This is a genomic window from gamma proteobacterium symbiont of Axiagastus rosmarus (genome assembly GCF_059730925.1).
In genome coordinates this window covers 2,962,208-2,986,826 of sequence record NZ_AP035925.1, presented here as the reverse complement: position 1 = coordinate 2,986,826, position 24,619 = coordinate 2,962,208, and the positions used below count along the sequence as shown (strand labels likewise).

The 24,619-nt window shown below is 59.2% G+C and carries 28 protein-coding genes and 1 tRNA gene; 11 read left to right on the top strand and 18 right to left on the bottom strand.

Annotated elements, in window-relative coordinates:
• Window positions 1-56: 56 nt before the first annotated feature.
• Window positions 57-1,808 (top strand): bifunctional UDP-sugar hydrolase/5'-nucleotidase UshA, encoded by a 1,752-nt coding sequence (gene ushA, locus AC6I8F_RS14185; protein WP_498028138.1) that lies wholly within the window; start codon window positions 57-59, stop codon window positions 1,806-1,808.
• A 34-nt stretch (window positions 1,809-1,842) separates the two neighbouring features.
• On the opposite strand, the gene AC6I8F_RS14180 is transcribed toward ushA, so the two are convergent.
• Window positions 1,843-2,274: a multidrug/biocide efflux PACE transporter gene (locus tag AC6I8F_RS14180; protein ID WP_058781228.1), complete on the bottom strand. Its 432-nt coding sequence runs from the start codon at window positions 2,272-2,274 to the stop codon at window positions 1,843-1,845.
• A 90-nt stretch (window positions 2,275-2,364) separates the two neighbouring features.
• Here AC6I8F_RS14180 and AC6I8F_RS14175 point away from each other — a divergent pair, with 90 nt between their 5' ends.
• Entirely contained in the window at window positions 2,365-3,234 is an 870-nt protein-coding gene (locus AC6I8F_RS14175; protein ID WP_021508646.1) for a LysR family transcriptional regulator, read from the top strand.
• Here AC6I8F_RS14175 and ybaK read toward each other — a convergent pair.
• From ybaK to copA, 3 genes are all read right to left on the bottom strand, one after another.
• Window positions 3,231-3,710: a Cys-tRNA(Pro)/Cys-tRNA(Cys) deacylase YbaK gene (gene ybaK / locus AC6I8F_RS14170; RefSeq protein WP_021508645.1), complete on the bottom strand. Its 480-nt coding sequence runs from the start codon at window positions 3,708-3,710 to the stop codon at window positions 3,231-3,233. The two genes, AC6I8F_RS14175 and ybaK, sit on opposite strands and share 4 nt — an antisense overlap.
• 163 nt (window positions 3,711-3,873) lie before the next feature.
• Entirely contained in the window at window positions 3,874-4,674 is an 801-nt protein-coding gene (locus AC6I8F_RS14165; RefSeq protein ID WP_021508644.1) for a TraB/GumN family protein, read from the bottom strand.
• Between the two features lie 68 nt (window positions 4,675-4,742).
• Complete coding sequence (gene copA, locus AC6I8F_RS14160; protein WP_498028806.1) at window positions 4,743-7,253, bottom strand: copper-exporting P-type ATPase CopA; 2,511 nt, start codon at window positions 7,251-7,253, stop codon at window positions 4,743-4,745.
• A 95-nt stretch (window positions 7,254-7,348) separates the two neighbouring features.
• Between copA and cueR the strand changes: the two genes are divergently transcribed.
• Window positions 7,349-7,765, top strand: a complete 417-nt coding sequence (gene cueR, locus AC6I8F_RS14155) for a Cu(I)-responsive transcriptional regulator (RefSeq protein WP_211726331.1) — start codon at window positions 7,349-7,351, stop codon at window positions 7,763-7,765.
• On the opposite strand, the gene AC6I8F_RS14150 is transcribed toward cueR, so the two are convergent.
• The 5 genes from AC6I8F_RS14150 to tesA form a co-directional block, all read right to left on the bottom strand.
• The gene (locus AC6I8F_RS14150; RefSeq protein WP_021508641.1) at window positions 7,741-8,199 is read right to left on the bottom strand and encodes an NfeD family protein; all 459 of its coding nucleotides are present in this window, start codon (window positions 8,197-8,199) and stop codon (window positions 7,741-7,743) included. The two genes, cueR and AC6I8F_RS14150, sit on opposite strands and share 25 nt — an antisense overlap.
• Entirely contained in the window at window positions 8,199-9,113 is a 915-nt protein-coding gene (locus AC6I8F_RS14145) for an SPFH domain-containing protein (protein ID WP_021508640.1), read from the bottom strand. Before AC6I8F_RS14145 ends, AC6I8F_RS14150 begins: the two co-directional genes overlap by 1 nt.
• A 64-nt stretch (window positions 9,114-9,177) precedes the next feature.
• On the bottom strand, window positions 9,178-10,032 hold the full coding sequence (locus AC6I8F_RS14140) for a thioredoxin family protein (protein ID WP_021508639.1): 855 nt from the start codon (window positions 10,030-10,032) through the stop codon (window positions 9,178-9,180).
• Between the two features lie 79 nt (window positions 10,033-10,111).
• Complete coding sequence (locus tag AC6I8F_RS14135; RefSeq protein WP_498028137.1) at window positions 10,112-10,885, bottom strand: SDR family oxidoreductase; 774 nt, start codon at window positions 10,883-10,885, stop codon at window positions 10,112-10,114.
• 31 nt (window positions 10,886-10,916) lie between these two features.
• Window positions 10,917-11,543: a multifunctional acyl-CoA thioesterase I/protease I/lysophospholipase L1 gene (tesA, locus tag AC6I8F_RS14130; protein ID WP_021508637.1), complete on the bottom strand. Its 627-nt coding sequence runs from the start codon at window positions 11,541-11,543 to the stop codon at window positions 10,917-10,919.
• On the opposite strand from tesA, the gene ybbA reads away from it, so the two are divergent.
• Both ybbA and ybbP read left to right on the top strand, forming a co-directional pair.
• On the top strand, window positions 11,511-12,197 hold the full coding sequence (ybbA, locus tag AC6I8F_RS14125; protein WP_021508636.1) for a putative ABC transporter ATP-binding protein YbbA: 687 nt from the start codon (window positions 11,511-11,513) through the stop codon (window positions 12,195-12,197). The genes tesA and ybbA overlap by 33 nt on opposite strands.
• A complete protein-coding gene (ybbP, locus tag AC6I8F_RS14120; RefSeq protein WP_498028136.1) occupies window positions 12,194-14,611 on the top strand; it encodes a putative ABC transporter permease subunit YbbP in 2,418 nt (805 codons plus the stop codon). The genes ybbA and ybbP overlap by 4 nt, the downstream gene beginning before the upstream one ends.
• Before the next feature lie 147 nt (window positions 14,612-14,758).
• Here ybbP and purK read toward each other — a convergent pair whose 3' ends face one another.
• From purK to ppiB, 4 genes are all read right to left on the bottom strand, one after another.
• Window positions 14,759-15,823, bottom strand: coding sequence for a 5-(carboxyamino)imidazole ribonucleotide synthase (purK, locus tag AC6I8F_RS14115; RefSeq protein WP_498028135.1), 1,065 nt, complete (start codon window positions 15,821-15,823; stop codon window positions 14,759-14,761).
• Window positions 15,820-16,329 (bottom strand): 5-(carboxyamino)imidazole ribonucleotide mutase, encoded by a 510-nt coding sequence (gene purE, locus AC6I8F_RS14110; RefSeq protein ID WP_498028134.1) that lies wholly within the window; start codon window positions 16,327-16,329, stop codon window positions 15,820-15,822. Before purE ends, purK begins: the two co-directional genes overlap by 4 nt.
• A 133-nt stretch (window positions 16,330-16,462) precedes the next feature.
• The gene (locus AC6I8F_RS14105; protein ID WP_058769412.1) at window positions 16,463-17,179 is read right to left on the bottom strand and encodes a UDP-2,3-diacylglucosamine diphosphatase; all 717 of its coding nucleotides are present in this window, start codon (window positions 17,177-17,179) and stop codon (window positions 16,463-16,465) included.
• The gene (gene ppiB, locus AC6I8F_RS14100; protein WP_021508631.1) at window positions 17,179-17,673 is read right to left on the bottom strand and encodes a peptidylprolyl isomerase B; all 495 of its coding nucleotides are present in this window, start codon (window positions 17,671-17,673) and stop codon (window positions 17,179-17,181) included. The genes AC6I8F_RS14105 and ppiB overlap by 1 nt, the downstream gene beginning before the upstream one ends.
• A 218-nt stretch (window positions 17,674-17,891) precedes the next feature.
• Here ppiB and cysS point away from each other — a divergent pair, with 218 nt between their 5' ends.
• Window positions 17,892-19,277 (top strand): cysteine--tRNA ligase, encoded by a 1,386-nt coding sequence (gene cysS / locus AC6I8F_RS14095; RefSeq protein ID WP_021508630.1) that lies wholly within the window; start codon window positions 17,892-17,894, stop codon window positions 19,275-19,277.
• 148 nt (window positions 19,278-19,425) lie between these two features.
• On the opposite strand, the gene ybcJ is transcribed toward cysS, so the two are convergent.
• Window positions 19,426-19,638, bottom strand: coding sequence for a ribosome-associated protein YbcJ (gene ybcJ, locus AC6I8F_RS14090; protein WP_010618497.1), 213 nt, complete (start codon window positions 19,636-19,638; stop codon window positions 19,426-19,428).
• Window positions 19,638-20,504: a bifunctional methylenetetrahydrofolate dehydrogenase/methenyltetrahydrofolate cyclohydrolase FolD gene (gene folD / locus AC6I8F_RS14085; RefSeq protein ID WP_498028133.1), complete on the bottom strand. Its 867-nt coding sequence runs from the start codon at window positions 20,502-20,504 to the stop codon at window positions 19,638-19,640. Before folD ends, ybcJ begins: the two co-directional genes overlap by 1 nt.
• A 175-nt stretch (window positions 20,505-20,679) precedes the next feature.
• Between folD and AC6I8F_RS14080 the strand changes: the two genes are divergently transcribed.
• Window positions 20,680-21,183, top strand: coding sequence for a DUF1198 family protein (locus tag AC6I8F_RS14080; protein WP_058769413.1), 504 nt, complete (start codon window positions 20,680-20,682; stop codon window positions 21,181-21,183).
• Between the two features lie 95 nt (window positions 21,184-21,278).
• Window positions 21,279-21,355, top strand: a tRNA-Arg gene (locus AC6I8F_RS14075).
• A gap of 36 nt (window positions 21,356-21,391) precedes the next feature.
• Here the strand turns inward: AC6I8F_RS14075 and AC6I8F_RS14070 are convergent.
• The 3 genes from AC6I8F_RS14070 to AC6I8F_RS14060 all read right to left on the bottom strand — a co-directional run bounded on the left by AC6I8F_RS14070 (window position 21,392) and on the right by AC6I8F_RS14060 (window position 23,152).
• Window positions 21,392-22,528 (bottom strand): tyrosine-type recombinase/integrase, encoded by a 1,137-nt coding sequence (locus AC6I8F_RS14070; RefSeq protein WP_498028805.1) that lies wholly within the window; start codon window positions 22,526-22,528, stop codon window positions 21,392-21,394.
• Window positions 22,411-22,758: a helix-turn-helix domain-containing protein gene (locus AC6I8F_RS14065; protein ID WP_498028132.1), complete on the bottom strand. Its 348-nt coding sequence runs from the start codon at window positions 22,756-22,758 to the stop codon at window positions 22,411-22,413. Before AC6I8F_RS14065 ends, AC6I8F_RS14070 begins: the two co-directional genes overlap by 118 nt.
• 97 nt (window positions 22,759-22,855) lie before the next feature.
• The gene (locus tag AC6I8F_RS14060; RefSeq protein WP_498028131.1) at window positions 22,856-23,152 is read right to left on the bottom strand and encodes a hypothetical protein; all 297 of its coding nucleotides are present in this window, start codon (window positions 23,150-23,152) and stop codon (window positions 22,856-22,858) included.
• Between the two features lie 184 nt (window positions 23,153-23,336).
• Here AC6I8F_RS14060 and AC6I8F_RS14055 point away from each other — a divergent pair, with 184 nt between their 5' ends.
• From AC6I8F_RS14055 to AC6I8F_RS14045, 3 genes are read left to right on the top strand one after another with little or no spacing between them, the layout of a single operon-like run.
• A complete protein-coding gene (locus AC6I8F_RS14055) occupies window positions 23,337-23,699 on the top strand; it encodes a RusA family crossover junction endodeoxyribonuclease (RefSeq protein ID WP_498028130.1) in 363 nt (120 codons plus the stop codon).
• Window positions 23,696-23,821, top strand: a complete 126-nt coding sequence (locus tag AC6I8F_RS14050) for a YlcG family protein (protein WP_498028129.1) — start codon at window positions 23,696-23,698, stop codon at window positions 23,819-23,821. Before AC6I8F_RS14055 ends, AC6I8F_RS14050 begins: the two co-directional genes overlap by 4 nt.
• Window positions 23,811-24,434, top strand: coding sequence for a hypothetical protein (locus AC6I8F_RS14045; RefSeq protein ID WP_498028128.1), 624 nt, complete (start codon window positions 23,811-23,813; stop codon window positions 24,432-24,434). The genes AC6I8F_RS14050 and AC6I8F_RS14045 overlap by 11 nt, the downstream gene beginning before the upstream one ends.
• The last annotated feature ends 185 nt before the right edge of the window (window positions 24,435-24,619 follow it).

Below are 24,619 nucleotides of genomic sequence, written 5' to 3'. Positions count from 1 at the left end.
GAAAAAGCACATCCGGCGCACCGCCCGGTAAAAAACGCAGAATAAGGAGATCGGCTTTGTTGTTATCACCGCACAGAGGGCGCTGGCTGGCGCTGTTTATGCTGCTGTTGCCGCTGCTGGCGCAGGCGTGGCAGCCGGACCGCAGCTACCGTTTCAGCATTTTGCACACCAACGATCATCACGGCCACTTCTGGGCCAACGCGCAGGGTGAATATGGTCTGGCCGCGCAGAAAACGCTGATGGATCAGCAGCGGTACGATGTGCAGGCGAAGGGCGGCGGCGCGCTAATTCTGTCGGCGGGCGACGTCAACACCGGCGTGCCGGAATCGGATGTGCTGAACGCCGAGCCGGACATTCGCGGCATGAACCTTATCGGCTATGACGCGATGGCGCTCGGTAACCACGAATTCGACAAACCGCTCAGCGTGCTGCAAAAGCAGCAGAAATGGGCGAAGTTTCCGTTTCTTGCCGCCAACATTTATGCCAAAGGCAGCGATAAGCGCCTGTTTAAGCCGTGGGCGATATTCAATCGTATGGGACTGAAAATTGCGGTGATCGGCCTGACCACCACTGATACGCTGCGCATCGCCAATCCGCAGAACGTGGCGCAGATAGAGATTCGCGATCCGGTGAAAGAGACGGAAAAAGCGGTGGCGGAACTGCGCGCCAGCGACAAGCCGGATGTAATTATCGCGCTGACGCACATGGGCCACTACGACGACGGGCAGCATGGCAGCAACGCACCGGGCGATGTGGAGCTGGCGCGCAGCCTGCCGCCGGGCACGGTTAACGTGATCGTCGGCGGCCATTCGCACGATGCAGTGTGCATGGCAAAAGAGAACGTCAGCGTGGCGGATTATCAGCCCGGACAGCCGTGCCAGCCGGATCGCCAGAACGGCGTGTGGATCGTGCAGGCAAAAGAGTGGGGGAAATTTGTCGGTCGCGGCGATTTCACCTTCCGCAACGGTGAGCTGACGCTGGATAACTATCAGCTGATTCCGGTCAACCTTAAGCACAAGGTAAAGAACCTTGATGGCAGCGAAACGTGGCTGCCGTATCAGGAAGCGATAGCGCAGAACGGCGCAATGATGAAGCTGCTGACGCCGTATCAGCTGCGCGCCGGCAAACAGCTGGCGGTCAACGTGGGTCGCAGCGACAGCGTGTTTGATGGCGACCGCAGCAAGGTGCGCTTTGAACAAATGCCACTGGCTCAGCTGATCCTGCGCGCGCAGATGGCGGCTACTCAGGCCGACTTTGCCGTTATCAGCGGCGGCGGTATTCGCACCTCGCTGGCGCAAGGCGAGATCAGCTGGCGCGATCTGTTGCAGATCCAGCCGTTTGGCAATCAGGTGGTGTCCGTGACGCTGACGGGCAAAGAGCTGCTGAACTACCTGGCGACGGTGGCGAATATCAAAGCCGATTCCGGCGGTTTCGCGCAGTTCAGCAACATCAGCCTGGTGGCCGATGGCAAAAGTGTTAGCGCAGTGAAAATCAATGGCGAGTCGCTGCAGCTGGATAAAACCTATCGCATGGCCACTAACAGCTTTAACGCCAGCGGCGGCGACGGCTACCCGGTGATTGATGGCCATGCCGGTTTCCGCAACAGCGGCCTGCGTGATGCGGAGGTGCTGCGCAGCTATGTCAGTCAGCACTCACCGCTGCGCGTCGCCGATTATGCACCACCGCAGATTGTGCATCTGACACCGCAGCAGGTTGAGGAGCGCGACAAAGCGCTGGAGAAGCAAAAGAAGCGCAGCTATCCGCAGATGATCCTGGCGTGGATCTGGCCGCGCGCGGCGCACGAGTGACAAAACGGGCGGCACTTCAGCCGCCCGTGGTTTTTCAGGCGCGGCAGGATTTCTGGCTCACCCAGCGCTGGCGCAGCTTATCCCATGCCCAGTTGTAAGCCATGGTGTAGGGCAGAAAGAACAGAAAGAACGCCACTTCCAGCAGGAAAGCCTCCAGCAGCGAAATGTGCAACATCCACGCGGCAATCGGCAGGCCAATAAGGATAAAGCCGCCCTCAAAGCCGAGCGCATGCAGCGCGCGCAGGCCGAGACCGCGCTGGCGCTGCGGCGGACAGAGACGGTCAAAACCGCTGTTATAAATGATGTTCCACAGCATGGCGACGGTCGACAGCATAATCGCCAGCGCGCCCATCTGAAACAGCGGTTTATCCATGACCCAGGCGGCCAGCGGCGCAACCGTGACGATCGCTAACCCTTCAAAGCCTGCGGCATGACAAAAACGTTCTTTCAGTGAACGGGTACGCATATAAACCTCCTTTTGAGTAACGCCACGCATTTTCTCACTGCACAATGCTAAGATAAAATGATTACCTATCGATAAAAGCGATGGTTCAGCATGAAGTACTCACCAGAATCCCTTGAGGCATTTGTCCAGACCGTCGCCAGCGGCTCGTTTTCTGCAGCGGCGCGTGCGCTGGCAAAAAGTCAGTCCACCATCAGTAGCGCGGTGGCCAATCTCGAAGATGACTTAGGCTTTGCGCTGTTTGATCGCAGCGGTCGCCAGCCGGTGCTGACCGCTCAGGGCCAGCGCGCGCTGGCGCAGGTGCAGCAAATTCTTGCTGCCAGCCAGCGGCTGGATGAACTGGCGGTGCGGCTGTCGCAGGGCGTTGAGCCGCGCCTCAGCCTGGCCATTTCCGACTTCTGGCAGGCCGATCACCATGAAAATCTGCTGACGCGCTTTGAGGCACGCTATCCGGATATCGAGTTTGAATGCATGATTGCGGAAGATGAGGATGTGCTGGATTTACTGCAGGCCGGGCGCGTACATCTTGGCGTGGTGCGCGCCCAGCCGCGTTTGCCGCCGGATCTGGCGGTGGCGCGACTGCAGGTTGAAGCGCAAATGGCGATTTTCCTGCATCAGGATCACCCGCTGGCAGCCCGTTCGCAGGTGAGCGAGGCGCAGCTGGGCGAATTGCGTCAGCTGCGGCTCAATACCTGGGTGGAAACCCGCCAGCCGCTGCCGGCGGGCCGCACCTGGTCGGCCCCAACCTATCTTTTATTGCTGGAGATGGCGGAGCAGGGGTTTGGCTGGAGCGTACTGCCGCGCTGGCTGGTGCAGCAGTTTGGTCATCAGGTCTTGCGCGAGCTGCCGGTGCCGGGCTGGCCGCAGCATATTGCGGTGGATGTCATCTGGTCGCGGCGCAATCCGCCGGGCCCGGCCGGGCGCTGGATGATCGACCAACTGTGCGCGCAGCAGCCTGATTAATCGCGGCGCGCCACGTCAGCCAGCGTGGCATCCAGCAGACGTGCCAGATCCTGCGCGGCCAGTTCGATATCCAGCCCGCGCTTGCCGCCGGAAATAAAGATGGTCGGGAATTCGCTGGCCTGCTGATCGATCACCGTCGGCAGCCGCTTTTTCTGCCCCAGCGGACTGATGCCACCCACCAGATAGCCGGTGACGCGCTGCGCGAGTTGCGGATCGGCCATGTCAGCTTTTTTTGCCCCCAGCGCTTTGGCAACTTTTTTCAAATCCAGCTGTGAAGAGACCGGCGTCACCGCCACTGCCAGCGCTTTGCCATCGCCGTTAAGCGCCACCAGCAGGGTTTTAAACACCTGGCGGGCATCCAGGTTGAGCTTGCGCACCGCCTCGTCACCGAAGTGGGTTTCATGGCTGTCATGCTCGTAGGGATGCAGGGTAAAAGCGACTTGTTGTTTTTCCAGCAGTTTTACGGCGGGTGTCATATTCAATCCTTGCTACGAAAATTCTTATCTCGGTTTGCGTGAAAGTACTGGCGAAAATCTGAACTTTGCGCGAAAATTGGCCGGCGCCAGTCACCCTGGCGATAACCAAAATCATAAACAAATTCCTCTTTGACGGGCCGATAGCAATATTGGCCTTCTTTTTTTATGCCTTCAGCAGCTGCGGCAAATTGTCTTCGCCGTAGAGATGCAATGCACCGACCGCCACCACATAGCGCCCGCGCGGCAGCGCCAGCAGCAGCTCGCGCCAGTGCTGATTACGGTTGCGCATCAGGGTATCGTTCAGTTCACTGCTGAACGTAGTCGGCAGCGCCACCGGCTGGCTGGCGGGCGGCGCATCCAGCCACCAGCTGATCATGGTTTGCAGCAGTCGCGCGTTGGTGTGCCAGTGTTCCAGCGTATCCAGCAGCAGCGCCAGGCCATCCTGCGGTAGTGATTTCAGCAACGCGATCTGCGTTTCCGGCCCTTCCAGCTCAATAATGCGTTTGCCTGCCGCCTGCGCTGCCTGCAGCAGCTGATAGTCAATACCGTACTGCGGTCGTAGCCCCAGCCGCTGCGCCTGCTGCGCCTGCAGCATCAGCGCAATTTGCCAGAACGGCAGGCTATCAAACAGCGCGATGTTCAGTGACAGCTCATCGCACAGCGCCGTCAGCTGTTGCAGCGTCTCTGGCGTCAGCCGCGTTGCCAGCGGCGGATATGCTTCACCCTCACTGAATGGTGAACTGCCGCGGGTAATATCCGCTTCCACCACCAGCGCATCGGCTTTCTGCAGCTGGCGCAGCAAGCCGGCCGGCAGCGGTTGCATATCGCGCGTGCCCATATGAATACTGCCAGCCAGATGCAGACGGCGGTCTCCGAGTCTGATATCCATGGCGGGCCAGCTGTAGCTGGCGGGGAACAGGCTGCTGGCCAGCTGTTGCAGGCGGTGCCACACACTGCGTCTCATGCCTTGTCCTTTTTAAGTCAAAAATCCATGCTAGCGATTTCGCTCAGCGAAAGACAGGGCAGAGGTTGCTATTGCCGCTGCGCCGGTTTAAAGCGCAGCAAACGGTTAGCATTGCTCACCACGGTGATCGACGACAGCGCCATGGCGGCACCGGCGACGATGGGGCTGAGCAGCACACCGGTAAACGGATAGAGTACGCCGGCAGCAATCGGAATGCCCAGGCTGTTATAGACAAAGGCACCCAGCAGATTCTGCCGCATATTGCGCAGCGTGGCGTTGGCCATCGCCAGCGCGTCGGCCACGCAGTGCAGATCGTTGCGCATCAGCGCCATCGCCGCGGTTTCAACTGCCACATCGCTGCCGCCGCCCATGGCGATCCCCACATCCGCCTGCGCCAGCGCCGGGGCGTCGTTGATGCCGTCGCCCACCATCACCACGCTGCGCCCCTGCTGTTGCAGCTGCGCAATCGCCTGCGCTTTACCGTCCGGCAGCACGCCAGCGATCACCTCATCGATACCCGCTTCGGCAGCGATGGCTTCGGCAGTGGTCTGATGGTCACCGGTCAGCATGATCAGACGATAGCCCAGCTGATGCAGCCGCTGTAGCGCCGCACGGCTCTCCGGACGCAGCTGGTCACGCAGGGCGATCAGGCCCAGCAGTTGCTGTTGATCCGCCAGCAGCACCGGCGTGGCGCCCTGCGCAGCGAGTCGCGCGATATCCTGCTGTGCGGCGCGCAGGTCAATGTGCTGCTCTTCCAGCAGCGCCGCATTGCCCAGCAGCAGCGTTCTGTCAGCGACAGTAGCACTCACGCCTTTGCCGCGTATTGTACGAAATTGCGCAACGCGGGCGTCACTGACGGTAGGTGCGGCGGCGACGATGGCCTTCGCCAGCGGATGCCCCGATCCCAGCTCCAGCTGGGCGGCGGCCTGCATTACCTGCTGACGATCCCAGTCGCTGTACAGCAGCACCTCGCTGACCTGCGGCGTGCCCTGGGTCAGGGTGCCGGTTTTATCAAACACAATGGTGTCGACTTCACTGGCCCGCTGCAGCGCATCGGCATCGCGCACCAGCACGCCCAGCTCGGCGGCGCGGCCGACGCCCGCGATCACCGACATCGGCGTGGCTAAGCCCAGCGCACATGGGCAGGCGATAATCAGCACCGTAGTGACAATCACCAGCGTATAGGCCAGCTGCGGCTGCGGCCCGACAACATACCAGACCGCTCCGCTGAGCAGGGCAATCGCCACCACCACCGGCACAAACACCGCCGAGATGCGATCGGCCAGCCGGCCCATTTCCGGCTTGCTGCTCTGCGCCTGACGCACCAGATTGATAATACGGGCCAGCGTGGTATGGCTGCCGGTGGCGCGGGCGGTGAACTGTAGCGATCCGTCCTGCACCAGCGTCCCGGCATAAATCTTATCGCCAGGACGGCGCGACTGCGGCAGCGCTTCGCCGGTGAGCATCGCTTCATCAAGCCAGGCTTCGCCGCGGCTGACTTCGCCGTCCACCGGTACGCGATCGCCGGTCACCAGCTTCAGCGTCATGCCCGGTGCGATTTCGCTCAGCGGCAGCGGCTTTTCCCCTTCAGCGGTGATCACGCAGGCCTGCGCCGGGGTTAAATCCAGTAGCCGCTCCAGCGCCTGTGAGGCGCGCTGGCGCGCGCGCTGTTCCAGCGCATGGCCGAGGTTAATCAGGCCGATGATCATCACGCTGGCTTCAAAATAAAGATGGCGCGCCTGCGGCGGGAAAAATGCCGGCCACAGTGCGACGCTCATCGAGTAGATCCAGGCCGCACCAGTACCGAGCGCCACCAGCGTGTCCATGGTGGCGGTAGCATGACGCAGGCTGCGCCACGCGCTGCGATAGAAGTGGCCGCCGGCAAGCGCCATCACCGCCAGCGTGACGGCACCGAGCACGCGCCAGAGCGTCTGATTGCTGTCGTTTAGCATCATGTGATCACCGAGCATGCCCCAGACCATCATCGGCACGCCGACGATCAGCGCCAGCGCCGCCTGCCAGCTAAAGCGGCGCATCGCCTGCTGTGCGCTGACCTGCTGGCGCTCGCGCCGGGTTTGTTCATCTTCGATCACTTCCGCAGAATAACCCGCCTCGTCTACGGCGCTGACCAGCGCTGAGGGTACGGCATCGCCCAGCACCAGCGCGCTGCGCTCACCCAGATTGACGCGCGCCTGGCTCACGCCGGGCACTTTCTGTAACGCCTGCTCGACGCGGCTGACACAGCTGGCGCAGCTCATCCCGTCTATCAGCAGATGGTGCACCGCAAGATTCTCTTCTGCCGGCTGCGACTCCGTTGTCAGCGCCTCCGGCTGCGGCTCCTGAGCTGGCAACGGATCAGGCTTTGGGCTGGACGCCTCATTTTTCAGCGTGGCGTGATAACCAGCCTGCTCAACGGTGGCAATCAGATCGCTGGCGCTGGCTGCGCCGGTGACGCGCGCTTCCTGCTGCGTTACCTCGGCCTGTTCCACATCGCTGCGCTGCTCCAGCGCCTCTTTAACGCGTTTAACACAGTGGCCACAGGACAAGCCGTCCAGAGCCAGTAATTGTGTGTGTGACATCATCAACTCCTCGTTTATCAGGTTTGACTCGCTGCAAGGTTTGCATTAGTTATAAAGCCTAAACCTTCCATTCAGGGGAAGGTCAAGGGGCAGAGATGAACATCAGCGATGTAGCAAAAAAAACCGGGCTGACCAGCAAAGCGATTCGTTTTTACGAACAGAAAGGGGTGGTTACGCCGCCGTTACGCAGTGACAACGGCTATCGCAGTTATGGCGCGCACCACCTGGATGAGCTCAATTTTCTGCGCCAGGCGCGGCAGGTGGGCTTCACACTCGAGGAGTGTCGCGAACTGGTCGCGCTGTTTAATAACCCGGCGCGCCACAGTGCTGATGTTAAAGCGCGCACTCTGCAGAAGGCGGATGAGATCGCGGCGCATATTGAAGAGCTGCACGCGATGCGCGCGCGTCTGGTGGAACTGGCTGCAGCCTGCCCGGGCGATGACGGTGCCGAATGTCCCATCATCAATCACCTGGCGGGCTGCGGTCATCAGGAGGGCGGCAAACGCGGCTGAATCAGCAGCGTGATGCCTGACACGCCGGTCACGATCACCGGCGTGCCCGCTGGCAAATCTTCCTGCGCCTGCACGCGCCAGCTGCTGTCACCAATGCGCACATGACCGACGCCGTCTTTTAGCGCACTGTCTAACGTCAGGTGCTGGCCAATCAGCTGGCTGCCGCGCTGATTGAGTGTATTGGGCTGCTGCGCACTTTCGCGAAAGCGCATCCAGCGATACCAGAAAAACACGCACAGCAGCGTCAGGGCGGCGAACAACATGCCCTGGCTGGTCCACGAGAACGGAAACAGCCACTCAATGATCCCGACCAGCACCGCCGCCACGCCGCTCCACAGCAGGTAACCGCTGGTGCCGAGCATCTCCGCTGCCAGCAGTAAACCGCCCAGCGTGAGCCAGAACCAGTGCGGATGCGCAATCAGCTCCATCAGCATCACGGTTTGCGCTCCTGACGACTCTCTTTCAGTAGCTCGCTGATACCGGCCACCGAGCCGAGCAGGCTGCTGGCGTCGAGCGGCATCATCACCACTTTGCTGTTATTCGCTTCGCCAATTTTTTGCAGGGCATCGGTGTATTTCTGCGCCACAAAGTAGTTAATCGCCTGGATATCCCCGGCAGAGATGGCTTCTGACACCATCCGCGTGGCGTTGGCCTCGGCTTCGGCCTGACGCTCGCGCGCTTCCGCCTGCAAAAAGGCGGAGGTACGTTCGCCTTCCGCTTTAAGGATTTGCGACTGCTTATCGCCCTCGGCGCGCAGGATGGCCGCCTGGCGTACGCCTTCGGCGGCGAGGATATCGGCGCGTTTGGTACGCTCAGCTTTCATCTGCGCGTTCATGGCCGCTATCAGTTCCTGCGGCGGGCGTACGTCGCGGATTTCAATTCGGGTGATTTTTACCCCCCACGGATTGGTCGCTTCATCAACAATGTGCAGCAGGCGGGTATTAATATTATCGCGCTGCGACAGCATCTCATCCAGCTCCATGCCGCCGAGCACGGTGCGGATATTGGTCATGGTGAGGTTGATGATGGCCAGCTCAAGATTGCTGACTTCATAAGCGGCGCGCGCCGAATCCACCACCTGAATAAAGCACACTGCATCAATGGTGACGTTGGCGTTATCTTTGGAGATGATCTCCTGCGACGGAATATCGAGGACCTGCTCCATCATATTGATCCGGCGACCAATACGATCCATGAACGGCACGACTAGATTCAGACCGGGCGGCAACGTTTTGGTGTAGCGGCCAAAGCGCTCCACCGTCCACTGGTAGCCCTGTGGCACAATTTTGACACCAGCCCACACGGTAACCAGCGCGAGCACGATGATGACGGGAATCACTGTTAACATATAACCTCCTCGCTGTCAGATTGTCGGGCCGAGTCGCTTCGGCCCGTTTACCGCGCGGTACCGGTCAGTACAGCAGCGAGTAGAGCTGGCGACGATAGCGCGAGGCGAGGGCATCGCCGGTGCCGAGGGCCGCCAGAATCTCCTGGAACATTTTGCGCACTTCGCCGTCACCGGCGCTGAGATCGCGCTTCAGAAAACCTAACAACAGCTCGAGCGCTTCTTCATTGCGGCCCACCTGATGCAGCTGTAACGCAAGTTTAGCAGCCAGACCGGCGTTGTCCGGTTCGCTTGCCATCTGCTCCTGCAGCTGCTGGATCTCCGGCGTGTCGGCGGCCTGTTTCAGCAGGTCGATTTGCGAAATCAGGCTCTGATAGCGCGTATCCTGATCCTGCAACGGCACCACAGCCAGCACCGCTTCGGCTTCTTCGCTGCGGTTCAGGGTGATCAGGACTTCTGCCAGCAGAAAACCGATTTCACTGTTCTGATTGCTCAGCTGCCAGGCGTCTTTCAGCAGCGGTAGCGCATCCAGCGGCTTGCCTTCCTGCATCAGCTGCATCGCCTGCTGCGCCTTTAACTCCTCTTCACGCGGCAGGACTTTCTCCAGCAGCGCGCGAATTGCCTCTTCCGGCTGCGGGCCCTGGAAGCCATCGACCGGCTGGCCGTTCTGGAACAGGTAGACGGTCGGCAGAGAGCGCAGACCAAACTGCGATGCCACCAGCTGCTCTTTATCGCAATCCAGCTTCGCCAGAATAAACTGGCCGGCGTACTCCTGTGCCAGACGCTCCAGCACCGGCGTCAGCTGCTGGCAGTGCTGGCTGCGCTCCGACCAGAAGTAGAACAGTACCGGCAGCTGCATCGATTGCTCCAGCGTCTGCTGCAGGTTGGATTCGTTGATGTCGATAATCAAAGCGTGTGACATGAATACGTCTCTTGGCAGAAAGTGTGTTGAGGATATGGGGGCAAACGCCCCGGCTTCAAGTTCAATTCCGGCTTGCAGTTTAGTTACTGCGTAAAATGCGATCCAGCATCCAGCCCGGCAGCAGTCGTTTGAGCAGACTCATCGCCCAGGCGACCAGCGTCACCGGATAGCGCAGGCGCGGATGTTTACTCTCCAGCGCATGCCGCAGTTTCGGCAGAATCGCCTCCGGCGGCAGGCTAAAGCGCGCGGCGATACCGGGGTTGCGCACGGGCTTGTCGCGTTCGCCCTGCTGCACGTTTTCGGTAAACCGGGTGGTAATCGGGCCCGGCTCAATCAGGCTGACGCGCACGCCGCTGTGGCGCACTTCCATGCGCAGCGCATCGCTCCACGCCTCCAGCGCCCATTTACTGGCGGCATAAGCGCCGCGGCCCGGCGTGGAAATCAGGCCGAGCACCGAGCTGGTGTTGATAATCCGCCCGTCGCCGCTATTTTGCAGCGCCGGCAACAGGCGCAGCGTCAGCTGGTGGGTGCCGAAAAAGTTGGTGGAGAATTGCTGCTCGAGCTGCTGACGCGACAAGCTGGTCAGCGGACCGTACTGGCCGAAGCCGCCGTTATTGAACAGCCCGTGCAGGCAGTGGTCGGTGAGGGCCAGCACGCGATCCGCGGCGGCATCCACGCTGGCCGGATCGTCAAGATCCAGCAGGATGCCGGTGAAGCCGAGCTCATCCATGCGCGCCACATCGTCGGCGCGGCGACAGGCGGCCAGCACGCGATAGCCGCGCGCCAGCAGATCGTTGGCCGCCACCAGACCGATGCCGCTGGAGCAGCCGGTAATTAATACGGACTTTTGCATATCTTTACCTGTCATTGGGCTCATCGCGGCGTTAATCATGCTTAACTAGCGGAGCCAGTTGCTCAGCCATCAGGTTGGCGATGAACGGCTGTGCATCCGGATTGGGGTGAATACCGTCCTGCTGCATCCACTCCGGCTTCAGATAAACCTGCTCCATAAAGAACGGTACCAGCGGAATATGATACTGCTGCGCGAGGCGCGGATAGAGCGCGCTGAACGCGTCGGTGTAGCGTCGGCCATAATTAGCCGGCAGACGAATTTGCATCAGCAGCGGCTGAGCGTTAGCGGCTTTGACCTGATCGATAATTTTACTCAGATCCTGCGCGATGTTTTGCGGCGGGAAGCCGCGCAGCCCATCGTTACCGCCCAATTCGATTAACACCCACTGCGGCTGATGCTGTTTTAATAGGCCCGGCAACCGCGCCAGCCCCTGACCGGCGGTATCACCGCTGATGCTGGCGTTAACCACTTTGGGCTGCTGTTGCCAGGTTTTGTCGAGCAGGCTCGGCCAGGCGGCGGTGGCGGACATACGATAGCCGGCACTCAGGCTATCGCCGAGAATCAGCAGGGTATCGGCGGCGGCGATGCGCGACACCAGCAGCAGCAATAACAACAGGAAGGAATAATGCCAGCGGAAAACATTGTTGCAGTTCATCATCTTACTAAGTCCGTCGGTCAGGGAGAGCATCAGCTGACCATCCTTACCGGAGTTGAGCTGGTTGTCAAACCAGCCGAGACGCTGGCGCTGATCGGCGAGTCGGGATCCGGGAAATCCACCCTGCTGGGGATTCTCGCCGGACTGGATGATGGCAGCAGCGGCGAAGTGCATCTGCTGGGCCAGCCGCTTCATCAGATGAACGAAGAGCAGCGCGCCGCGCTGCGCGCGCGTGAGGTCGGCTTTGTGTTTCAGTCCTTTATGCTGGTGCCCACGCTCAACGCGCTGGAGAACGTGCAGCTTCCTGCACTGCTGCGCGGAGACAGCGATCGCGACAGTCGCGCGCAGGCCACTGAATTACTGACGCAGCTCGGACTAAAAGATCGTCTGCACCATCTGCCGGCCCAGCTCTCCGGCGGCGAACAGCAGCGCGTGGCGCTGGCACGCGCCTTCAGCGGCCGTCCCGGCCTGCTGTTTGCCGATGAGCCGACCGGTAACCTCGATCGCAAAACCGGCGATCGCATCGCCGATCTGCTGTTTTCGCTCAACCGCGATTTCGCCACCACGCTGATTCTGGTGACGCACGATGAGCAGCTGGCGGCACGCTGCGATCGTCGCCTGCGGCTGCGCGACGGCAAGCTGTGGGAGGAAGCATGATCTGGCGCTGGTTCTGGCGCGAGTGGCGTTCACCCTCGCTGCTGATTGTCTGGCTGGCGCTGACGCTGGCGGTGGCCTGCGTGCTGGCGCTGGGCTCCATCAGCGATCGCATGGAGAAAGGGCTGAGCCAGCAGAGCCGTGACTTTATGGCCGGCGACCGCACGCTGCGCAGCAGTAAACCGGCACCGGATGCGTGGCTGGACAAAGCGCGCGAAGAGGGGCTGGCGGTCAGCCGGCAGCTCAGCTTTATGACCATGACCTTTGCGCAGGAGACGCCGCAGCTGGCCGATGTCAAAGCGGTCGATGATGCGTACCCGATGTTCGGCACCCTGCAGACGGATCCGCCCGGCCTGCGTCCGGTGGCCGGAACGGTGCTGGCCGCACCGCGTCTGCTGGCGCTGCTTAACCTTAAGGTCGGTGACCGCATTGACGTGGGCGATACCACGCTGCGCATTGCCGGCGAAGTGATTCAGGAGCCGGACGGCGGATTTAATCCGTTTCAGACGGCGCCGCGTTTGCTGATGAACCTTGCTGACGTGGAGAAAACCGGCGCGATCCAGCCTGGTAGCCGTCTGAGCTGGCGCTATAAGTTCTCCGGCGAGGCGGTGCCGCTGGCGCGCTATGATCGCTGGATTCAGCCGCAGTTGCAGGCCGGCGAGCGCTGGATCAGTGTGGAGAATTCCGAGGATGCGCTGGGCCGCTCAATGCAGCGTGCGCAGCAGTTCCTGCTGCTCTCGGCGCTGTTAACCCTGCTGCTGGCGATTGCCGCAGTGGCGGTCGCCATGAGTCATTACTGCCGCAGCCGTTACGATCTGGTGGCGGTGCTGAAAACGCTGGGCGCCACGCGTAAATCGCTGCAGCGGCTGATTATCGGTCAGTGGCTGGCCGTGCTGCTGCTGGCGGCCATCGCTGGCAGTGCGCTGGGGCAGGGCATTGAAGTCGCGCTGCTGCTGATGCTCAAACCGGTGCTGCCCGCCGCTTTACCGGCTGCCAGCGTCTGGCCGTGGCTGTGGGCGATTGGTGCGCTGGTGGTGATCTCGCTGCTGGTCGGGTTGCGTCCGTACCGTCTGCTGATGGCCACACAGCCGCTGCGCGTGCTGCGTCGTGATGCGGTTGCCACACTGTGGCCGCTGCGTATTTATCTGCCGGTGATGGCGCTGGTGGTGGTAGCGCTCCTTGCGCTGCTGATGGGCGGCAGCAAAATGCTGTGGGCGCTGCTGGCTGGCGTGGTGATGCTGGCACTGCTGCTGGCGCTGCTCGGCTGGGGCACGCTCCTGCTGCTGCGCAGACTGGTGGTGCGTAATCTGGCGCTGCGCCTGGCGATCAACCGTCTGCTGCGTCAGCCAGCCATGACGCTCAGCCAGCTGGCGGCATTTTCGCTCTCCTTTATGCTGCTGGCATTATTGCTGGTGATGCGCGGCGATCTGCTCGATCGCTGGCAGCAGCAATTACCGGCGGATGCGCCCAACTATTTTCTGCTCAATCTGACCCAGCAGCAGGTGCCGCAGGTAGACGAGTTTCTGCGGCAGCATCAGGTTAACGCCGGTACCTTCTATCCGATCGTGCGGGCAAGGCTCACTGAGCTGAACGGCAAGCCGGCCGATCCCAACCTGGATAACGCGCTGAATCGCGAGCTTAATCTGACGTGGCAGGCGGAGCGTCCGGATCACAATCCGCTGGTGGCCGGCAGCTGGCCGCCGAAAGCCGGTGAAGTCTCGATGGAGGTCGAGCTGGCCGACCGTCTGGGCGTCAGGCTCGGCGACAGGCTGACATTTAGCGGCGATACGCAGCAGTTCAGCGCGACCATCACCAGTCTGCGCAAGGTCGACTGGGAGAGCCTGCGGCCAAACTTCTTCTTTATCTTCCCGCCGGGCGCGCTCGATCAGCAGCCACAAACCTGGCTGACCAGCTTCCGCATGGCGAACGATCCCGCGCTGCTGGCGCAGCTCAACCGCGCGTTCCCGACGCTGAGCCTGCTGGATGTCGGCAGCATGCTGAAGCAGATTGGACAGGTGCTGGCGCAGGTGAGCCAGGCGCTGGAGATCATGGTGATCCTGGTGACGGTTTGCGGTGTGTTGCTGCTGCTGGCGCAGATCCAGGTCGGCATGCGCCAGCGCCGGCAGGAGCTGGTGGTGTATCGCACGCTCGGTGCCAGCCAGCGCCTGCTGCGCGGCACGCTGTGGTGTGAGTTTGCGCTGCTTGGCGTGGTCGCGGGTATCGCGGCGGCGCTGGGGGCGGAAGCGGCACTGTGGGGGCTTCAGCGCAAGATTTTTGATTTCCCGTGGCAGCCGGACTGGACGCTGTGGCTGGCGCTGCCGCTGTGCGGCGCGGCGCTACTGTCGCTGTGCGGCGGCTGGCTGGGTGTTCGCTTACTGAAGGGGAAAGCGCTGTTCAGGCGATTTGATGCTGCCTGATGCCCTCACCCCAGCCCTCTCCCACGGGAGAGGGAGCCGATTGAGCCTGTAACTTTAGGATGTTAAGGTGAGCGTCAAACGGAAAAATCGCACCGTATAATCCCCTCTCCCTGTGGGAGAGGGCAGGGTGAGGGGAATACCGCAGAACTACAGTTTCGCCACGGCCCACGCGATGCCGCTCGCATAGGCGTCAGGCAGCAGCGGTACCAGCGCATTGAGTGCGGCGGTGAGGCGTGCCGGATCGCTGTCGGTAAGATTCAGGTGCCCGACCTTACGTCCGGCGCGGACTTCTTTGTCGTACCAGTGCAGATGCACCAGCGGCTGCTGCAGCCAGTCGGTATTGAGGTCGGTGCCAATCAGGTTGACCATCACCGACGGCGCAAACACCACCGGCTGCGGCAGCGGCAGACCGAGCGCGGCACGCAGGTGCAGTTCAAACTGGCTGATAGAGGCGCCATTCTGCGTCCAGTGGCCGCTGTTGTGCACGCGCGGTGCCAGCTCATTGATCAGCAAGCCCTGCGGTGTGACGAAACACTCCATCGCCATCACGCCCACGTACTTCAGCTCATGCATGATCGCGCTCAGCATCGCTTCTGCCTGCTGCTGTTGCGCGGCATCAGCCTGCGGGAAGGCAACGCTGGTGCGCAGAATGCCGTCCTGATGCAGGTTGTGCGTCAGCGGATAAAACACCGTGCGGCCGTCGTGGCCGCGTGCGCCCACCAGCGAGACTTCACCGCTGAAGTTAATGCCCTGCTCAACGATGCACTCGCCATAGCACTCATCCGGCAGCGTTGCGGTTTCGTCGGCGCGCAGGCGCCACTGGCCGCGGCCGTCGTAGCCGCCGGTGCGGCGCTTGACGATCGCCAGCTCGCCCAGCGTGCTAAATACCGCCGGCCACTCGCTTTTATCAGCCAGCAACTGCCACGGTGCGGTTGCCAGGTTGAGTTGGTCGAGCAGCTGCTTTTGCGTCAGGCGATCGGCGAGGCGCGGAAAAATATCGCGGTTGACGAACGCCGGATGGTTAGCCAGCTCGCGCGTCAGCGCGGTTTCCGGCCAGCGCTCGATTTCCGCAGTAATCACGCTTTGCGCGATCGGCAGTGCCGACGGCTCCGCGTCCAGCCCGACCGGATACACGGCGATGCCCAGCGGCTCGCCGGCCTGGCGCAGCATGCGGCCCAGCTGACCGTTGCCGAGTACGCAAACTGGCTTCATGCGTCCTCCCGCGGATCCGGATTATTCAGCACTTCATCGGTCTGGCTCTGACGCCAGGCGGCCAGGCGTGCAGCCAGCTCGCGATCGTGAATCGCCAGGATCTGCGCCGCCAGCAGTGCGGCGTTGGCGGCACCGGCTTTACCGATGGCCAGCGTACCGACCGGAATACCGCGCGGCATCTGCACGATGGAGTAGAGGCTGTCCACGCCGCTCAGCGCTGCACTCTGTACCGGTACGCCCAGCACCGGCAGCAGGGTTTTCGCCGCCAGCATGCCTGGCAGGTGCGCCGCACCGCCGGCACCGGCGATGATCACCTGAAAACCGTTGTCGGCTGCGCGCTCTGCAAAGCTGAACAGCTTATCTGGCGTACGGTGCGCAGAGACCACTTCAACGTGGAACGGGACATCCAGGCTGTAAAGGATTTCCTCGGCGAACTGCATGGTAGCCCAGTCACTTTTGGAACCCATGACGATGGCGATACGGGCCGGGGCGGCGTTGGATGACATGCGGTCAACTCCTGTGAATAATCAAACGAACCTGGCCGGGCGGGCAGGTAAAGAAGGGCACAGAGAATAGCACGAGACAGCGGCAAGGAAAACGGTTGCGTGGGCGGAAAACCGGCATTTCCGCCGCAAACAATCAGAAAGGAAATTCGATCAACTGCACGCCCTGTGCGTCCAGCTGAATCATTGATCCGCGCTCATGCCACGCGCCCAGCACCGCGCGTTGCGCTGGCGTGCCGGCGAGCTCGAACTGATGAATCGCCGGGCGATGGGTGTGGCCGTGAATCAGGATCGACACCTGCTGGCGCGTCATCGCCGCGGCTACTGCCTGCGGGTTGACGTCCATGATGCTCAGTGACTTGTGCTGGTTGGCCTGCTGGCTGTCGGCCCGCATCCGCGCGGCAATACGCATGCGCAGACGCAACGGCAGCGCGAGAAACAGCCGCTGCAGCCAGCGCTGATGCACTTTGGCGCGAAAACGCTGATAACCGTGATCGTCAGTACACAGCGTGTCGCCGTGCATCATCAGCACGCGCTGACCATAGCGCTCCAGCACCTGCTCTTCGGGCAGCAGCGTCATGCCGCTGGCGCGGGCAAACTGTTGACCTAACAGGAAGTCGCGATTGCCGTGAATGAAGAATTTGGGTACCGGCAGGGCACGCAGGGCGTCGGCGATCTGCTGATGCAGCGGATTAGGATCGTCATCGCCAATCCAGGCTTCAAACAGATCGCCAAGGATGTAAAGCGCATCACACTGCTGCGCTTCCCGCTGCAAAAAATGCAGAAAACCGGCAGTGATTGCCGGTTCTTCCTGACACAGATGTAAATCTGCGATAAACAGCGTGCGCGACATTACTCGCTGACGGTCACTTTCTGGATGATCACGTCATCAACCGGCACGTCCTGGTGCATGCCGCTGCGGCCGGTTTTCACTGCTTTGATTTTTTCGACCACGTCCATGCCTTCAACCACTTCGGCAAACACGCAGTAACCCCAGCCCTGCAGGCTTTCGTCACGGAAGTTCAGGAAGTCGTTATCGGCAACGTTGATGAAGAACTGTGCGGTAGCCGAGTGAGGTGCCTGAGTACGCGCCATCGCCAGCGTGCCTTTGGTGTTTTTCAGGCCGTTGTTGGCTTCGTTGCGGATGTCTGCTTTGGTGGCTTTCTGCTTCATGCCAGGCTCGAAACCGCCGCCCTGAATCATGAAACCGTTGATCACGCGGTGAAAAATGGTGTTGTCGTAGAAACCTTCACGGCAGTAGTCCAGGAAGTTCTGTACGGTAGCCGGCGCTTTGTCATCGAAGGTTTTGATTACGATATCGCCATGGTTCGTCTGGAAAGTGACCATTATATTCGTCCTGTGGAGGTTGTCGTCAGTATCAACTGCCGCACCGGCAAGGCGGCGGGGCATTTTTGTAGACGCCTCTTATATCACAATTTCCAATAACGCGTCAGTAAGGCAACGGCAGTTGCGAAGCGAGCGATGCACAAGTCGGAAAAATACGGCACAATAACCGGCTACATCAAGAAGGCGTATCCCGCACACGTAAACAACGGAATCGTTCAATGCTAAAGATCTATAACACCCTGAGTCGCCAGAAAGAGGAATTTAAACCCATTCATGCCGGTGAAATCGGTATGTACGTGTGTGGAATCACGGTTTACGACCTCTGTCATATCGGCCATGGGCGTACCTTTGTGGCATTCGACGTGGTCGCGCGTTACCTGCGTTACGTGGGCTATAAGCTGAAATACGTGCGTAATATCACCGATATCGATGACAAGATCATTAAACGTGCCAACGAAAACGGGGAAAGCATTGAAACGCTGACCAACCGGATGATCGCCGAAATGCACAAAGATTTTGCCGCGCTGGGTATTCTGCCGCCGGATCTCGAGCCGCGCGCCACGCGCCACATCGCGGAGATCATCGAACTGGTCGGCAAACTGATCGATCGCGGTCATGCCTACGTGGCGGATAACGGCGACGTGATGTTTGATGTGCTGAGCGATAAAGATTACGGCGCGCTGTCGCGTCAGGATCTCGAACAGCTGCAGGCCGGCGCGCGCGTGGAAGTGGCGGAAGTGAAGCGCAACCCGATGGACTTTGTGCTGTGGAAAATGTCCAAAGCCGATGAGCCGGCGTGGAACTCACCGTGGGGCAACGGCCGCCCGGGCTGGCATATTGAGTGCTCGGCGATGAACTGCAAACAGCTTGGCACCCATTTCGACATCCACGGCGGCGGTTCAGACCTGATGTTCCCGCACCATGAAAACGAAGTGGCGCAGTCGACCTGCGCACACGATGGCCCGTACGTGAACTACTGGATGCACTCCGGCATGGTGATGGTTGACCGGGAAAAGATGTCGAAATCGCTCGGCAACTTCTTTACTGTGCGCGATGTGCTGCAGCACTACGATGCGGAAACCGTGCGCTACTTCCTGATGTCCGGCCACTATCGCAGCCAGCTTAACTATGGCGAAGATAACCTGAATCAGGCACGCGCGGCGCTGGAGCGCCTTTACACCGCGCTGCGCCATACCGATGCCAGCGCGACGCCGGCTGGCGGTGAGGCGTTTGAAGCCCGCTTCCGCACCGCCATGGACGATGATTTCAACACGCCGGAAGCTTACTCGGTGTTGTTTGATATGGCGCGTGAAGTCAACCGCCTGAAGGGTGAAGATAAAGCCGCCGCCGATGCGCTGGCCGCGAAACTGCGTCAGCTGGCCGATGTGCTGGGTATTCTGCAGCAGGATCCGGAGCAATTCCTGCAGAGTGGCGCACAGGTGAATGCCGACGAAGTGGCAGAGATTGAACACTGGGTGAAAACCCGCGCCGATGCGCGCGCCGCGAAAGACTGGGCGCAGGCGGACATCGCACGTGACAAGCTGAACGAGCTGGGCGTTATCGTGGAAGATGGCCCGCAGGGGTCAAGCTGGCGCCGTAAATAACAAAAAGGGCGAACTGCGGTTCGCCCTTTTTTTACGGCTAACTTTAACCCACTGGTTATGGGTAATTAACCTGATGCACTTATCGTAGCGGCGCAATTCATTGCGCAATCAATTGCGCCGCTACAGGTCCGGATTTGCCTGTTAAAAATCAGGCCACAACCGTTACGCGCTGACCGGCAAACTCAACCGTCTGACCGGGAAAAATCTTGCAGCGCTTACGCGTCTCGATGGCACCATCAACGCGCACTTCGCCTTCGTCGATCACCGCTTTGGCCTGCGCGCCGCTCTCCACCCAGCCTTCCAGCTTCAGCAGATCGCACAAATCAACGTGCGCATGTTTACCCAGTGAAAAACTCGCCATTATGCCTGCTCCACATCGTGATATTGCTCGCACGCCAGCAGCGTGTTCTCAATCAGCGTGGCGACCGTCATCGGGCCAACGCCACCCGGTACAGGCGTGATGTAAGCCGCGCGCTCAGAGGCTGACGCAAAATCTACATCGCCGACCACTTTGCCGCTTTCCAGCCGGTTAATGCCGACATCAATCACAATCGCACCTGGTTTAATCCAGTCGCCCGGGATAAAGCCCGGCTTACCGACTGCCACTACCAGCAGGTCGGCATGCTCAACGTGATGGCGCAGATCTTTGGTAAAACGGTGCGTGACGGTGGTGGTGCAGCCGGCCAGCAGCAGCTCCATGCTCATCGGGCGACCGACGATATTCGATGCGCCAACCACCACGGCGTTCAGGCCGTAGGTATCGATGTTATAGCGCTCCAGCAGCGTGACGATGCCGCGTGGCGTACACGGACGCAGCTTAGGGGCGCGCTGGCACAGACGACCGACGTTATAAGGATGGAAGCCATCAACGTCTTTGTCCGGCGTGATGCGCTCCAGCACTTTGACATTATCGATCCCGGCCGGCAGCGGCAGCTGCACCAGAATGCCATCGATAGCGTCGTCATAGTTCAGCTCATCGATCACATCCAGCAGTTCAGCTTCGCTGGTGCTGGCGGGCAGGTTGTAAGCGCGCGAGACAAAACCGACCTCTTCGCAGGCGCGGCGTTTGTTAGCGACATAGATCTGCGATGCCGGGTTTTCACCGACCAGCACCACGGCCAGGCCAGGGGCGCGTTTACCGGCAGCGAGACGCTGCTGCACTTTTTCGGCAACCTCAAGGCGCACCTGCTGCGCAATCGTTTTACCGTCAATAATTTTTGCTGCCATCAGAGAGGAAATCCATCTGTAGAGAGTTAAATCGGGGATGGCGTCTATTCTGTCAGAAGCGCGTGCGGCTGTCAGTCACAGATTCGTTTACGCGACCGGTTTCCCGATTTTTCGCCGTGGCGCGCACCAGGCTTAGCGCGTATTATGCCCGCCAGGCAATGATGTGGAACACGTGATGATTTGGTTGATGCTCGCCACGCTGGCGATAGTGTTTGTTGTGGGATTTCAGCTGCTGACTGCCGGTTCGCGCCACGCCGCGCAGGCGCTCAGCAAGCGGCTGCAGCTGCCGCCGGTGCATGTTGAATCGCTGCTTGCGCAGATGGGCAAAGAGGCGGCAAACGAGTTCACCGATTACATTCGCGGCGACAACGAAGTGCACCTCAATAATGGCGCGGCAGTGCTGCTGATCTGGCAGGTGCTGATTGTCGATGGCAGCGATGAGAACGCACAGCGCTGGCATCACATTCTGACGAAGGCGGGGTTCTCCGCTCTGATTTCACGTCAGCAGCTGTTGCTGGCGCTGGGATTCCTGCGCCAGCTGGAGCCGGACAGCCAGGAGCTGAATGCGTTACGCGAGCAGTATAATGCGCGCTTCACGCCGCAGGGGATTGAACTGGAAGGGGAATCCGCGGAGGTGAGTAATCTGGTCTCACTGAGCGAGTGGCGTCAGCGTCATTAAGGCGAATTGTTCATTCCCTCGACACTCTGCCGTCCGTTGGCGGCAAAAACGTTGACGCGCCAGCGTGCCGACGTATAATCCGACGCATCTTCTATGCGCCCTTAGCTCAGCTGGATAGAGCACCGGCCTTCTAAGCCGTAGGTCACAGGTTCGAATCCTGTAGGGCGTGCCAAATAAAATCAATCAGTTAACAACCTCCTTCAGCCACCTAAATTTCACCGTGGGACAGATTTGGGACACGACTGCCAAAAATCGCGTCAATTTGCCTCGCATGCTCGGTAAGATGATTAGGTGCCAGGTGAGCATACCGCTGAACCATTTCGATGCTCTCCCATCCGCCCATTTCCTGCAAAGCCGATAACGGAACTCCTGCCTGAATAAGCCAGCTTTCCCAGGTATGTCTCAGGTCGTGAAATTTAAAGTTATCAATATCGGCGCGCTGTAGCCCGATCTTCCACGCCTTGTTATCATCACTGCGCATCTTCCTTCCAGCCGGCGCAATAGTGCCGTCACTGCGATGCTTCGGCTTGGTGTGTACGAACACCCAGCGCGAATGCTTTCCAATCTGCCCTTTAAGCACTTTGCATGCGGTATCATTCAGAGCCACGCCAATAGCCTTGCCCGCTTTGGCGTTCTCTGGATTTATCCATGCCACTTTCCTTTGCATATCTACCTGAGCCCATTCCAGATCGAGAATGTTTGAGCGGCGCAGACCGGTTGCCAGAGCGAAAATTACAACCGGCTTTATGGTTTCAGGCATGCATTCAACAAGCCTGTTCGCTTCTTCCCTAGTTAACCACCTGATGCGCTTACTGACTGGCTTCTTGGTTTTTATTACAGGGGCATTTTTGATCCATCCCCACTCGATGGCTGCCGCACGGAGAAGCGAGCGCATGAATGCCAGGTAATGACTCTTAGTGCCGGCACTCACCGGCTTATCCTTATACACCGGCACTGGCTTATCATCCCTGATTGCCGCGTCCCTGCGGATTTCCCATTTGCGGCGATGATTACGGTCTACCATTTTGCTAACAATCTTCTGCACCTCTTCGCCTGTGATAGTGGCGATATCCCTTCCTGAGAAGTGCTGAAGAAAGAAGCCAATCTTAACCTTGTCGTCATCCAGACTGCGCTTCTGGTCTTTTTCATCCAGCCAGCGCATGCAGGCCTCTTCAAATGATCGCTGCGGTAAATCACCCAGCTCTTCAACTCTCCACGCCTCAGCCTTTAGCTTGTCGTACAGCTCCTGAGCTTGCTTTTTGTCCGCTGTGCCAAGCGATCGCTTAACTCTTTTTCCATTCGGGGTAAAGAAATGACAGTGCCATACTCCGCCCCTGAGGGTGATTGACATGATGTAACTCCTGTTCTGCCATCACCCATGCTCGCCGGGCGATTCTGTGTTGGATTGGATAGATAATCAATACAGGCTGACCTAAGCACCAGATACTTACCGCTGCTGCCGGCAGTTCTGCGGGCGTTTAAATCACCCCGCCTGATGAGATTGCTCACGGTCCTTGCCGATACCTTCAGGTAGGTGGCGGCTTCGGCGAGAGTTAACGGCTCGTCGTTTTCCATCTCTACTCCTTTGGCGGCCATCGCCACGCAATAATCAGGGCACTAAGAAAGGCTATCCACAGTGTGATATCGCTTGGTGACAGGGTGGGGAGGGTGTTCACAGCTCTTTCACTTCTTTTTCGCCATTCACCCATCCTTCCTGATAGTCCGTTTCACCCTCTTTAATCAGACGCGCATGGTTAACGACATCCTCCCAGTTCATGTTGTTAGCCGCCCAATCTTCAATCTCGAACGCGTCACCGTCGAACAGTGGCAGCGTGTCTTTTGCTAGGCTTTCCTCAACATCACTACCGAATTCATGCGCATAGTACGTAGCGCGGTTGCTTGCGATAATTTCAACCGGCACTGCCCAAACGCTTTCGTCAGGCATGGTGACAACCAGATTTTTTGACATAACAACTCCTCACGCAGAGCGCGTAAAGGTTAATGGGGTGGGGAATTACTTCAGGATGACGTGGGGGATTTTGCCGGAGGCGATAGCGTCGTAGATAACCATGGCATGAACCTTACCGACAGGGGAATCCCAGTCATCTAAGTCGTCCAAATAATTACAGAGTGACTTAGCGAACTCATCATGCTTGCGTTCCGCTTCGGTAACGTTACCGTGGCCACCCGGGAACAACCACCTATTCTCAGTGTTCCGCGGGCGAAAGATTAAAAGCAAAAAGGGAAGAGAATACATAGCAGCAGTAACTCAGCAAGTAACCGAAGCAAATCAGCAATACCAACTGGCCGGCCGGCTGAAAGTAAAAATTCTCGCATATCCACCTATACGCGCCCGTCGTGACCTCGACAACCTTTTCAAAGCACCCCTCGACTCACTCACCCACGCCGGCGTCATAGCAGACGACAGCCTGATTGATGACGTGCGTATGGTTCGCTGCAAAGTGGTCAAAGGCGGCAGGCTGGAAATCATCATCACAGATATGGGGGTTGCATGACCGACTACCTCAGAGAGAAGTGGCTCAGGCTACGCATGTATAGAACGCGCAATACCTTCCCGGTCGATTACCGAATCATCAAGCTCACAGCAAAAATCATGGGGATGAAACATGCGCATTGAGCGAGACTTTCAGCAAATCGTCAGGCTTGCCGGTGTTCGTAGCGCTGCGGATATGCGCCGGCTTTTCGGCACAGGATGGAAAACAATTAACCGATCGCAACAGGCATGGGTTCGTCACCTGCTCACCTTGAGGGGGCAGCACCTCGGTGGCGAAGATTATGACCGCGGCGAGGTGAATGTCTTTGGCCGCCTGATGATGCGCTGCGAATGGAGCGAACAGAAGGGTAAGCAGATCGAGAAAATCGTGTCAGAGCTTCACTGTGAAGGTCTGCGCGGGGAAGAGTTATTCCGTAAAGCCCGTGACCTGCTGATGCCGCAAACCTCAACCAGCAACATCATCGCTCTCGCCAAAGAATCTGATGATGCTGCTTTCGTTGAGTCTGTCATGGTGAAAACGTTTGGCCGGGATAACCCGATCCGCAACATGGCCAGATTACGCTACTGCAAACGCAAGAGCGCGCAAAATATTTCTTCCTCCCTGATTTACCACACCGGCCTGAGCACCAAAGAGGGGCGAAACAGAACGGAATGGGAACTGAATATCCTCGAAGGAGAAAAGTTTTACGCAATTAAGCGAGGTATGGAGAAGGAGATTCCTAATTTAGCTGCTTGAATAGAAATAAAGCACAAATAGCTAAAAACAAAGGGCATGTTACCTAGCATATTTCACATAAGCTCGGGGCGTAAAAGCGAACTGAGCAGGTAACAAATTCCATCACTCTGTGATAATCAAAAAGCCCTGCGGCCTCACCAGCTGCGAGGGCTTTTTTGTTATGCCCAAGATCATGTATGTTGTTT

Excerpts from the sequence above, each read along its gene's own strand:
- AC6I8F_RS14105 (WP_058769412.1), bottom strand. The coding sequence starts at position 17,179 with ATGTCGCGCACGCTGTTTATCGCAGATTTACATCTGTGTCAGGAAGAA.
- AC6I8F_RS14135 (WP_498028137.1), bottom strand. The coding sequence starts at position 10,885 with ATGCAAAAGTCCGTATTAATTACCGGCTGCTCCAGCGGCATCGGTCTG.
- AC6I8F_RS14165 (WP_021508644.1), bottom strand. The coding sequence starts at position 4,674 with ATGAGACGCAGTGTGTGGCACCGCCTGCAACAGCTGGCCAGCAGCCTG.
- AC6I8F_RS14140 (WP_021508639.1), bottom strand. The coding sequence starts at position 10,032 with ATGTCACACGCTTTGATTATCGACATCAACGAATCCAACCTGCAGCAG.
- AC6I8F_RS14145 (WP_021508640.1), bottom strand. The coding sequence starts at position 9,113 with ATGTTAACAGTGATTCCCGTCATCATCGTGCTCGCGCTGGTTACCGTG.
- AC6I8F_RS14045 (WP_498028128.1), top strand. The coding sequence starts at position 23,811 with ATGCGCATTGAGCGAGACTTTCAGCAAATCGTCAGGCTTGCCGGTGTT.
- folD (WP_498028133.1), bottom strand. The coding sequence starts at position 20,504 with ATGGCAGCAAAAATTATTGACGGTAAAACGATTGCGCAGCAGGTGCGC.
- ybbA (WP_021508636.1), top strand. The coding sequence starts at position 11,511 with ATGCCAGCGGAAAACATTGTTGCAGTTCATCATCTTACTAAGTCCGTC.
- tesA (WP_021508637.1), bottom strand. The coding sequence starts at position 11,543 with ATGATGAACTGCAACAATGTTTTCCGCTGGCATTATTCCTTCCTGTTG.
- ppiB (WP_021508631.1), bottom strand. The coding sequence starts at position 17,673 with ATGGTCACTTTCCAGACGAACCATGGCGATATCGTAATCAAAACCTTC.
- AC6I8F_RS14175 (WP_021508646.1), top strand. The coding sequence starts at position 2,365 with ATGAAGTACTCACCAGAATCCCTTGAGGCATTTGTCCAGACCGTCGCC.
- AC6I8F_RS14080 (WP_058769413.1), top strand. The coding sequence starts at position 20,680 with ATGATTTGGTTGATGCTCGCCACGCTGGCGATAGTGTTTGTTGTGGGA.
- AC6I8F_RS14150 (WP_021508641.1), bottom strand. The coding sequence starts at position 8,199 with ATGCTGATGGAGCTGATTGCGCATCCGCACTGGTTCTGGCTCACGCTG.
- copA (WP_498028806.1), bottom strand. The coding sequence starts at position 7,253 with ATGTCACACACACAATTACTGGCTCTGGACGGCTTGTCCTGTGGCCAC.
- AC6I8F_RS14050 (WP_498028129.1), top strand. The coding sequence starts at position 23,696 with ATGACCGACTACCTCAGAGAGAAGTGGCTCAGGCTACGCATGTATAGA.
- ybbP (WP_498028136.1), top strand. The coding sequence starts at position 12,194 with ATGATCTGGCGCTGGTTCTGGCGCGAGTGGCGTTCACCCTCGCTGCTG.
- purK (WP_498028135.1), bottom strand. The coding sequence starts at position 15,823 with ATGAAGCCAGTTTGCGTACTCGGCAACGGTCAGCTGGGCCGCATGCTG.
- purE (WP_498028134.1), bottom strand. The coding sequence starts at position 16,329 with ATGTCATCCAACGCCGCCCCGGCCCGTATCGCCATCGTCATGGGTTCC.
- cueR (WP_211726331.1), top strand. The coding sequence starts at position 7,349 with ATGAACATCAGCGATGTAGCAAAAAAAACCGGGCTGACCAGCAAAGCG.
- AC6I8F_RS14180 (WP_058781228.1), bottom strand. The coding sequence starts at position 2,274 with ATGCGTACCCGTTCACTGAAAGAACGTTTTTGTCATGCCGCAGGCTTT.
- AC6I8F_RS14060 (WP_498028131.1), bottom strand. The coding sequence starts at position 23,152 with ATGTCAAAAAATCTGGTTGTCACCATGCCTGACGAAAGCGTTTGGGCA.
- ybaK (WP_021508645.1), bottom strand. The coding sequence starts at position 3,710 with ATGACACCCGCCGTAAAACTGCTGGAAAAACAACAAGTCGCTTTTACC.
- cysS (WP_021508630.1), top strand. The coding sequence starts at position 17,892 with ATGCTAAAGATCTATAACACCCTGAGTCGCCAGAAAGAGGAATTTAAA.
- ybcJ (WP_010618497.1), bottom strand. The coding sequence starts at position 19,638 with ATGGCGAGTTTTTCACTGGGTAAACATGCGCACGTTGATTTGTGCGAT.
- AC6I8F_RS14065 (WP_498028132.1), bottom strand. The coding sequence starts at position 22,758 with ATGGAAAACGACGAGCCGTTAACTCTCGCCGAAGCCGCCACCTACCTG.